Genomic DNA, 8,912 nt, shown 5'->3' on the forward strand with positions numbered 1-8,912 from the left:
GAGGCAAGGCCAGCGTTGCCCCCGTGGAGGAGCAGCGGCTCAGGTGCCCGCGTCGGGCCAGTCCGCCACGCAGCGCCCCTGCTTGCAGCGGGGCACGAAGTACTCGACGGAGCAGCTGCCGCGGGCGGCACAAATGGGGGGGTCGCCGCAGTAGCGGGCCACCTCCGCGGCGGCCTTCGTCTCGAAGTCCGCGCGGCCGGTGACGCTCACCATGGCCGGGGGGCACTGCCCATGGTCCGTGCACCGGGCATCGAACTCGGCCGCCACACAGTCACGGTCCTGCTCGCACTGATTGTGCTCCGCGCGGATGCTCTCCAGCGCGCAGTACACCGTCAGCAGGCGCGGGCAGTTGTAGTCCGCGTTCTCGCACCCCGGATACGTGTACGTCTGCTGGGGGTGGCTGGGGCTGGCTCCGGAGCAGGCCGGTAGCCCCGGCCTGCTCGGACACTGCCGCTGGTCGGTGGAGCCTTCCGGGCAGGTCCACTTCCCATCCGTGCACACGGGCTCCGTGAGGACGTCCTCGCACCCCAGGCAGCAGGTGGGCGCTTCGGCGCGCACACACTCCGCCTCGACAGAAGCGTCGCCGTCTCCCGCGTCCCGCGAGGCCTTCTCCGAGGACTCCGACTGACAGCCCAGCCACAGGCCGCAGAGCATCAGCAGCACCAGCTTGCGCATACACGACTCCCATCCTGGTTGCCGGCCCCGGCGCGGGAATCCTCGTCGGAGCCGGCCGCGACTGACAAGGAGAACGATGCGCCTCGGGCCAGGAACGACGGGCCGTGTCAGACAGTCGCCGCTACCAGTTGTTCCTTCCGTCGACGAACGTCACTGGGACCGCATCCAGGTCGAAGTCCTCGAGGAGGCGGGCATTCACCGACACCTTCCTGAGGTCGGGCTGCGTGTCCATGGTCTCCCACACGGGAGTGTCGCTGTAGGTACCGCACCCGCAGGTGCCGCAGTGGAAGTGTTTGAAGAGCTCGGGGGTCGAGCTGTAGGCAGCGCTGTTGCGGGAGGAGAGCAGCCGGAACTGCTCGGGCTTCATGTAGGCCCACAGAGCGCCGCGCTTCGAGCAGAACGTGCAGTTGCAGCGGGTCACCGACTTCGGGGCCTCGCTGATCTCGAACTCGGTGGCACCACAGTGGCACTTGCCTCGGACGGCCATGACGTCTCCTCTCGCGCCGGCGGGGTCCATCCCCCCGGGCGCGAGTACGGATGCCAACGCCCGATGACAGCTGTTTGTCAGGTTTGGTTGGACGCCGGGCGCGGCTTCACGCCACCGCGCCCGCCGCGCGGCCAGACGGAGCCGCCTGCCGCGCTCGCGCGCCGTCGATGGCGAACGCCCCGCTGCCCAGCAACGCCTGCGCCACCAGCGCGAGGAGGAGGAACGCGACGTACTCCCACCCGCCGCCGGAGTTGGTGAACATCCACCCGTTGGCGAGGTGGGGCTTGAACGCGCCGAGCATCACCGGCACCAGGCCGAGCGCCACGAGCCGCGTGCGGAAGCCCGCCACCAGCGCGAGCCCACCGAGCAGCTCCGCGAGGAACACGGGCCACGCCGTCCACCCGGGGAAGCCGTGGGCCTCGAAGAACTGCTCGGTGCCGGCGAACGTGAAGATGAAGGCCTTGGCCCCCGCGTGCGCGAGGAACACCGCGCCCAGGGCCACGCGCAGCACGGTGGGCCCCACGGCGCGGGCGGAGGGAGAGGACAGGACGGACTCGATGCGGCTCATGACGGCGGCTCCTTGGAACAGGAGGGAAGGCGTTCCCCTCACACGCCCCATGGAATGCCTTCCGCGCTGGCCCGCCGGAAGACGCGCGTCGAGAACGAATCGTTCTGCGTGCCGAACAATCAGCCCCAGCGCGCGGAGCGGAACTCCGCGGCCAGCACGTCGAGCAGGGCGCGCAGGCGCGGGGCGGGAGTCCGGCCGGACGCATGGATGGCGTGGATGCCCACGGGCCGGGGCGCGAAGTCGTCGAGCACGGTGACGAGGCGCCCGGAGCGCAGGTCCTCGTCCACCATGAAGCGCGGCAGCATGCCGAGGCCGATGCCCTGGGCCACGGCCTCGCGGAGCATGGTGCCGTTGCCGGTGGACAGCGAGCCGGACACCGGCACGCGGATGCGGCCTCGCGGGCCATAGAAGCGCCACTCGTCCTCGGCGCGCAGGTGCGTGTAGCGCAGGCAGTCGTGGTGGAGCAGGTCCTCGGGCCGCTCCGGCGTGCCCCGGCGCTTCAGGTACGCGGGCGCCGCGCACACGTGCAGCGAGGTGGTTGCCAGCTTGCGCGCCACGAGGTTGGAGTCGCGCAGGCGTGTAATCCGGAGGGCCACGTCCACGCGCTCCTCGACGAGGTCCACCAGCCGGTCGCTCAGCACGAGCTCCACATGGGTGTCCGGGTGCGCGGCGAGGAAGCGGGCCATGGGCGCAGCGAGGTACATCTGCGCGAAGCTCACGGGCGCGTTGATGCGCAGCGAGCCCCGGCCCGCGTCGGTGGCCCCGCGCGTGGCGGCGCCGGCTTCCTGGAGCATCCGCGCGCAATGCGCGTACACGCCCATTCCCGCGTCGGTGACGGTGAGCTTGCGTGTGGTGCGGATGAGCAGCGGCTCGCCCACGCGGGACTCGAGCCGTGCCACTCGCGCGCTCACCACGGACTTGGACACACCGAGGACCCGGGCCGCCTGGGTGAACGAGCGATGCTCGACGACGCGCGCGAAGCACGCGAGGCCGAGCAGGTCATCGAAGAGGGGTTCGCTCACCGCGGGGAGACTGCCACGGCGGCGCGATGCCGATGAAGGCCGGCGCTCGCGACACCGCCTCCGGAACCGGGTGCCACGTCCACGCTTCCAGCTCCCCCGAGCCTTCACGTGACGAGAGGATGCGGAGTCTCGGTGAGGAGAGCCGCTCCACAGGCCTGCCGTGGAACCTGATTCCGAAGTGGAAAATCACCCGAGGCACCCCGCCCGACACGATGCGCGAATGCGCGTGGCGGGGAAGATGGGGCGCCCCGGGGCGTGCCTGCGACACCTGTTGCTTCCGAAGGTCCCGCCCGGGACTTCACGACACGACACGACACGACACGACACGACTGCGACTGCGACTGCGACTGCGACTGCGACTGCGACTGCGACTGCGACTGCGACTGCGACTGCGACTGCGACTTCAACCGCGACTGCGACTTCAACCGCGACTGCGACTTCAACCGCGACTGCGACTGCGACTTCAACCGCGACTGCGACTGCGACTGCGACTGCGACTTCAACCGCGACTGCGACTGCGACTGCCACTTCACCTGCGACTGCCACTTCGACTGCGGGGCGGAGCTTCGTGGTGTTCAGTCACGCTACGACCCCTCCAGTAGCAAGGGCCGTACCGAGCCGTTTCCGAGGGAGGGCCCTTGCCTCCCCCGCAACCCCTGCGTTTTCACAGGCTCGGAAGCGCAAGGACTGCATGGAGCGGCGCGGCGAACATTGGAGGCCTCAGCGAGGGGAGCACCTGCAGCCGGAGTGCACCTTGAAGGCCCCGCACCCACACCAAGTCACATTCTGCTGACGGGACAAGTCCCTCGCACGCTCCGTCAGGGCTTCCGACCAGAATGCCGGCGCCTCACTCCCTCTCCCCCACCCACGAGGAGCGTATGACACGAGTATCCGCAGCGAAGACGTGGCTCTGGCTTGGACTCTGGACCGCGCTGGCGGCGGCGGTGCTGCCCCAGACGAGCACGGCGGCGACCTGGACGCCGGCCGCTTCGATGAGCCGCTATCGCTACTACCACACCGCCACGTTGCTGGGCTCCGGCAAGGTGCTCGTGACGGGTGGCACCAGCTCCGGCGGTCCAACGAACACCACCGAGCTGTACGACCCCGCCGCCAACACGTGGACGCTCATGCCGAACATGAGTGTGGCGCGCACGGGCCACACCGCCACGCTGCTGCTCCCCTCGGGCCGGTTGCTCGTGGCGGGTGGCGCCAGCGGCACGGCCGTCCTCGCGAGCGCGGAGCTGTACAACCCCCTCTCCAACACGTGGATGACCACGGGCTCCCTGGTGACGGCGCGCCGTGGCCATCAGATGGTGCGGCTGAACTCGGGCCAGGTGCTCGCCGTCGCGGGCTTCGGCGCCAGCGGCAACGTGCTGAAGAGCGCCGAGCTCTACAACCCTTCCACGGCCCGCTGGACGGCCACGGGCTCGCTGTCGACGGCGGGGGGCCGGGTGACGGCCACGCTGCTGGATGACGGCCGCGTGCTGGTCATCAATGACGACGGCCTCGTGGCCGCGGCCGAGGTCTACAGCCCTGCCACGGGCATGTGGACGCGCGTGTCGGACCCGCCGGCCTTCTATGGGCACGCGGCGGTGCTGATGGACTCGGGCATCGTGCTGGCGACGGGCCAGGAGAACACCTGGTACGACAGCGGCGCGTGGATGTACTGGCCGGAGGATGATTATTGGGAGTACGTCTCGTATGCGAACGAGCCGCGCCGCCGGGGCCATTCGCTGACGGTGCTGCCGTCGGGCCGGGTGCTGGTGGCGCGCGGCACGCGCAACCAGGTGGGCGGCTACGTGGAGCTGTTCGACCCGGCCTCCTGGTCGATGTACTCGGTGGGCTACGACCAGCCCACCACCGGCCACACGGCGACGCTGCTGCCGTCGGGCCAGGTGCTCGTCGTGGGCGGCACGAGCCAGGAGGAGCCCGAGTGGTACTCCTCCGCGGAGCTCTTCACGGAGTAGTGCGCGCCGTGTGCCTCACGGGAAGGTGATGACCACCTTCCCGAAGTGGGCACCGCTGGCCAGGTGTTCGAAGGCCGCGGGTGCCTGCTCGAAGGGGAACGTGCGGTCCACCACGGGCCGCACGCCCTGGGCCTCCAGTGCACGGCCCAGCGACTCCAGGTCATCGCGGCTGCCGGCGGACACGGCCTGCAACCGCACCACGCGCCGGAACGCCCGAGTGAGGTCGAAGCGCGCCGTGGCGCTGTCCAGGAAGCCCACCAGCGTCACGGTGCCCCCCATCCGCACCGCTTCGATGGACCGGCCGACTCCCTCTCCCCCGGCGACATCCACCACGTGGTCGGCCCCGCGCCCCTCCGTCAGCTCCAGCACCCGCGCCTCCCAGGCCTTCTCCTCCCGCGTGCTGATGCCCACCGCCGCCCCCAGCGCCACGGCGCGCTCCAGCTTCGCGGGGCTACGCGAGGTGACGAGCACCCGCGCTCCCGCCATCCGGGCGAGCTGGAGCGCGAACAGGGACACGCCACCCGTCCCCTGCACCACCACCGTGTCTCCGGGCCTGACGGCTCCCCGGGTGAACAGCGCGTGCCAGGCGGTGACGCCCGCGATGGGCAGCGTGGCGGCCTCCGCGTCCGTCAGGTGCTTCGGCGCGGCCACGGCGGCGTCCTCGTGCACGCACGCGTACTCGCGCAGCAGCCCATCCAGGGGCCCTCCCAGGCGTCGCCGGGTGCTCTCCTCTGTGGGCTCGCCGCGCACCCAATCCGGCACATACGCCGGGATGATGCGGTCTCCGACCGCGAAGCGCCGCACCTCCGAGCCCACGGCCACCACCTCGCCCACTCCATCCGAGACGGGCACGAAGGGGCGCGGGAAGTGCCCGTACGTCCCTTTCAGGATGGCCAGGTCGCGGTAGTTCAGCGAGACCGCGCGCAGCTTCACCTTCAGCTCGCGAGGGCCCGGCGTGCGCTCGGGCCGCTCCGTCAGCGCCAGCGCGCGGAAATCACTTCCCCGTGTCAGCTCATAGGTCTTCATGCCCGAACCATGCGCCCGGGCCGGGGCTGCGGAAACGCACGTCCGTGCACGCCCGGCGTGCAATCATGCACGGCCATGCTCCAGTGGGACGACCTGCGCTACTTCCTCGCCGTGCATCGCCAGGGCACCCACGCCGCGGCGGGACGCGCGCTGCGAGTCGCGCCCACCACCATCGGCCGGAGGCTGGCGGCGCTGGAGGAGACGCTCGGCGTGAAGCTGTTCCAGCGCACGCCCGCGGGGCTGGTGCTGAGCGAGGCCGGGCAGGTCCTCCGGGGCCATGCCGAGCGTGTCGAGGCGGAGGTGCTCACCTCGGAGCGGGAGCTGACCGGCGCGGACCGGCGCGTCTCGGGCGCGGTGCGCCTCACCGCGGGCGACGGGATGGCCACCCACGTCCTCGCGCCCAGGCTGTGGGAACTCCAGCAGGCCCACCCGGAGCTGCGGGTGGAGCTGCGCGCCGACAACCTCGCGGTGGACCTGTCGCGCCGGGAGGCGGACGTGGCCGTGCGCCTGTTCCGTCCCCGCGAGCAGTCGCTCATCGCGCGCCGGCTGGCGCCCTTCACCTTCGGCGTCTACGCGAGCGAGGCGTACCTCGCCCGGCGTGGGCGGCCTTCGGGAATGAGGGACGTGACCCGGCATGACTGGCTCGCCCCGGAGGCCGCCCAGGACGTGACGCCCCCAGGACAGTGGCTGCGCCGGCACGTCCCCGCATCACGCGTCGTCCTGCGCTCCAGTGCCACCACCGTCATCATGTCCGCCTGCGCCGCGGGCCAGGGACTCGCGGTGCTGCCGGAGCTGCTCGCGGCCACGGACCCGCGCCTCCTCTCCGTGCTTCCCCGCGCCGCGCTCCCCACGCGGGAGCTGTGGGCCGTCACGCACCAGGACCTGCGCCACAGCGCCCGCGTCACCGCGGTGATGGACTGGCTCGCGCGGCTCCTCTCCGCGCGTCCGACCTCCGCTCGCTCAGCGCCATGACCTCAGCTCCGGGAGGGCGGGCTCATCGAGCGCGGGCACACGCCCGGTCGACAGGAAGAAGGCGTAGCGGCGCAGGTACGTCTCGGCACCGTGGTCCAGGTAGTCCAGCCAGCGGCGGAGGGCGGCGGGAGGCCAGGACTCCTGCACCCGCGCCCACTCCGCCTTGTACGTGTCTGGCCACACTCCGCTGGGCTGTACGGCAGTGAGCCGTCGGATGTTCGTGACATGCCTGGAGAGGGTCTCGCGAAGCTGCTCGCGGACGGGCTGGATGGACTCCCACCACGCCGCGACAGTCACTGGCGTCCAGCGCGCGTTCCCATCACACGAGTACTCCGACACCACGTTGATTTGCGCGGCCTCGACGACCTGTCTCAGCTCGTACGTCGTGGAGGGCTGACGGAAGAGGAACTCGCCTCCAGGGCTGGCTCCCTGGAGATGGAGGTACACGTTGTTCGGGGCGGCCTCGGGGCCCGTTCCACACGAATCATCGTCCCCGACATAGAGCGGGCCCGGGATGCCCCACGGGTTCCGACATTCCCACCGGCCCAGGAACGGCTCCGCGCCCTGCGTGTATCCCCACTGCCGCAGCAGGGACTCAGCGTCGAGGAACGACTCTTCCAATCGGATGTCTTCGGGCTCCAGGGGCGACATGCCCACGGAGCCTACACCTCCTGCCGGAGGTCACTCCCGCGACTCCTCCCCGCGCGTCCGCTTCACCGGCAGCCTCCAGCCGAAGCGCAGTGACACCAGCCGCAGCGTGGTGGCCACCACCATCCCCACGCCCAGGGCCAGCCGGGGGTGCCCCGCCTGCGAGAGGGCCAGACATACGGCGCTCGCCGCCAGCGCGGCCGTCGCGTAGTAGCCGGGCACGGCCCGCATCAACGCCGGCGTCTGGCGGCTGAGCACGTCACGCACCACGCCGCCGCCCGCGGCGGTGATGACGCCCATGAGCAGCGCGGTGCCGGGGTGCAGCCCCACCTCCAGCGTCCGCTGCGTCCCCGCCACCGCGAACGAGCCGAGCGTCACCGCATCCAGCGTCGCGAGCACCCGCATCCCCGGCCCCTTCCTCAAGTCCAGGAGGAAGGCGACGAACGAGCCCACCAGCGCCGCGACGAGATACGACGGCCGCACCAGCGCCAGCGGAGGCCCCGCCTGCAGCAGCGTGTCGCGGATGATGCCGCCCCCGACACCGGAGACGAGCCCCAGCACCAGGAAGCCCATCAGGTCCATCTTCCGGCGCTCGGCCGCGAGCGCGCCCAGCACCGAGCCCGCGAACACCCCCAGCAAATCCACCACGAGCGTTCCCAGGGAGATGACCTCCTCTGGAACCGTGGGAGCCGTCAGGTCGAATGAAGCCATCGCGAAGGAGGCGTCCTCGGCGCCTCGGCCGGCACCGTAGGGAATCCCGTGGGGCCATGGCAACCCCACCCCTGGAGACCTCCGTGCGAGCGATGGAGTCGCTTCGTCTGTCGCGATTCTCCGTCGAGGCGTAGAACCCAGGCCCACGTTCTTGCAACGGAGCGTCCTTCTCCATGAACACGCGTCAGGTGGTGGAAGCGCTGGAGCATTTCCAATGGGACGGCGGCGATTGGCTGGGGCTCGACGAGCTCGTCGATGAACTGTGGAAATCAGGTGCGCCCCGGCAAGGGCTGCAGGCGCTCCTAGGCGTATTCGAGCGATACCCCGACAGCACGGGCTATGGCGTGTTCTGGAGCATCCTGCACGGCATCGAGAGCTTGGGTGACTACGAGCCCGTCCTCATTTCTTCGATGCGTCGCGCACCCTCGCTGTTCGGCGTCATGATGGTAGGCCGTATCCTCAATACGAGGTTGGAGCCTGAGCGCCGAGCCGAGCTGAGGAGCCTTCTCGAAGCGGTGGTGCTCAACGAGCAGGCTCCGGGAGTCGTACGCGAGGAAGCCTCCAGTTGGTTGAAGAGCACTTCCGAGCCGTGATTCGGCGGGCATGAGGACCAGGCGGCCAGGTTCACGACGCCCCACGCCAAACCGTTTTGTGTACCACCGGCTACGCCGGGAGTGACTTCCTCCCACTCCCGCCGTTCTGCCATGGTGGGGCCGTTACTCCCCCCGGAGAGCCCCCATGGACCGCCGTCTCGGCCCCGCGATCTTCCTCGGCTCGGCACTGCTGCTCGGTGCCTGCAAGAAGTCTCAGGACCCCGCCCCCGCGGTGCCTTCCCC

10 protein-coding genes are annotated in these 8,912 nt (G+C 70.5%); 3 read left to right on the forward strand and 7 right to left on the reverse strand.

Annotation, left to right across the window (positions count from 1 at the left end):
• Positions 1–39 precede the first annotated feature (39 nt).
• From HG543_RS24955 to HG543_RS24970, 4 genes are all read right to left on the reverse strand, one after another.
• A complete protein-coding gene (locus tag HG543_RS24955) occupies positions 40–675 on the reverse strand; it encodes a hypothetical protein (protein WP_169347356.1) in 636 nt (211 codons plus the stop codon).
• A gap of 121 nt (positions 676–796) precedes the next feature.
• Positions 797–1,162 (reverse strand): GFA family protein, encoded by a 366-nt coding sequence (locus tag HG543_RS24960; RefSeq protein ID WP_169347357.1) that lies wholly within the window; start codon positions 1,160–1,162, stop codon positions 797–799.
• 106 nt (positions 1,163–1,268) lie between these two features.
• Positions 1,269–1,730 carry a DoxX family protein gene (locus tag HG543_RS24965; protein ID WP_169347358.1) on the reverse strand — a complete coding sequence of 154 codons (462 nt, stop codon included), beginning with the start codon at positions 1,728–1,730 and terminating at the stop codon, positions 1,269–1,271.
• Positions 1,731–1,849: 119 nt separating this feature from the next.
• A complete protein-coding gene (locus HG543_RS24970; RefSeq protein ID WP_169347359.1) occupies positions 1,850–2,752 on the reverse strand; it encodes a LysR substrate-binding domain-containing protein in 903 nt (300 codons plus the stop codon).
• A gap of 878 nt (positions 2,753–3,630) precedes the next feature.
• Here HG543_RS24970 and HG543_RS24980 point away from each other — a divergent pair.
• Entirely contained in the window at positions 3,631–4,719 is a 1,089-nt protein-coding gene (locus tag HG543_RS24980; protein WP_169347360.1) for a Kelch repeat-containing protein, read from the forward strand.
• A 15-nt stretch (positions 4,720–4,734) separates the two neighbouring features.
• Here the strand turns inward: HG543_RS24980 and HG543_RS24985 are convergent, their stop codons facing one another.
• Positions 4,735–5,745 carry a zinc-dependent alcohol dehydrogenase family protein gene (locus HG543_RS24985; protein WP_169347361.1) on the reverse strand — a complete coding sequence of 337 codons (1,011 nt, stop codon included), beginning with the start codon at positions 5,743–5,745 and terminating at the stop codon, positions 4,735–4,737.
• A gap of 75 nt (positions 5,746–5,820) precedes the next feature.
• On the opposite strand from HG543_RS24985, the gene HG543_RS24990 reads away from it, so the two are divergent.
• Complete coding sequence (locus tag HG543_RS24990) at positions 5,821–6,717, forward strand: LysR family transcriptional regulator (protein WP_169347362.1); 897 nt, start codon at positions 5,821–5,823, stop codon at positions 6,715–6,717.
• On the opposite strand, the gene HG543_RS24995 is transcribed toward HG543_RS24990, so the two are convergent.
• Positions 6,706–7,374 (reverse strand): hypothetical protein, encoded by a 669-nt coding sequence (locus HG543_RS24995; protein ID WP_169347363.1) that lies wholly within the window; start codon positions 7,372–7,374, stop codon positions 6,706–6,708. The two genes, HG543_RS24990 and HG543_RS24995, sit on opposite strands and share 12 nt — an antisense overlap.
• A 24-nt stretch (positions 7,375–7,398) precedes the next feature.
• A complete protein-coding gene (locus HG543_RS25000; protein ID WP_169347364.1) occupies positions 7,399–8,076 on the reverse strand; it encodes a trimeric intracellular cation channel family protein in 678 nt (225 codons plus the stop codon).
• A 173-nt stretch (positions 8,077–8,249) separates the two neighbouring features.
• On the opposite strand from HG543_RS25000, the gene HG543_RS25005 reads away from it, so the two are divergent.
• Positions 8,250–8,669, forward strand: coding sequence for a hypothetical protein (locus tag HG543_RS25005; protein WP_169347365.1), 420 nt, complete (start codon positions 8,250–8,252; stop codon positions 8,667–8,669).
• The last annotated feature ends 243 nt before the right edge of the window (positions 8,670–8,912 follow it).

Source organism: Pyxidicoccus fallax (genome assembly GCF_012933655.1).
Classification (GTDB): domain Bacteria; phylum Myxococcota; class Myxococcia; order Myxococcales; family Myxococcaceae; genus Myxococcus; species Myxococcus fallax.

What these genes read in the sequence shown, in the direction of transcription:
- HG543_RS24965 (WP_169347358.1), bottom strand. Translation starts at nt 1,730, where the DNA reads ATGAGCCGCATCGAGTCCGTCCTGTCCTCTCCCTCCGCCCGCGCCGTG.
- HG543_RS25005 (WP_169347365.1), top strand. Translation starts at nt 8,250, where the DNA reads ATGAACACGCGTCAGGTGGTGGAAGCGCTGGAGCATTTCCAATGGGAC.
- HG543_RS25000 (WP_169347364.1), bottom strand. Translation starts at nt 8,076, where the DNA reads ATGGCTTCATTCGACCTGACGGCTCCCACGGTTCCAGAGGAGGTCATC.
- HG543_RS24985 (WP_169347361.1), bottom strand. Translation starts at nt 5,745, where the DNA reads ATGAAGACCTATGAGCTGACACGGGGAAGTGATTTCCGCGCGCTGGCG.
- HG543_RS24980 (WP_169347360.1), top strand. Translation starts at nt 3,631, where the DNA reads ATGACACGAGTATCCGCAGCGAAGACGTGGCTCTGGCTTGGACTCTGG.
- HG543_RS24955 (WP_169347356.1), bottom strand. Translation starts at nt 675, where the DNA reads ATGCGCAAGCTGGTGCTGCTGATGCTCTGCGGCCTGTGGCTGGGCTGT.
- HG543_RS24990 (WP_169347362.1), top strand. Translation starts at nt 5,821, where the DNA reads ATGCTCCAGTGGGACGACCTGCGCTACTTCCTCGCCGTGCATCGCCAG.
- HG543_RS24960 (WP_169347357.1), bottom strand. Translation starts at nt 1,162, where the DNA reads ATGGCCGTCCGAGGCAAGTGCCACTGTGGTGCCACCGAGTTCGAGATC.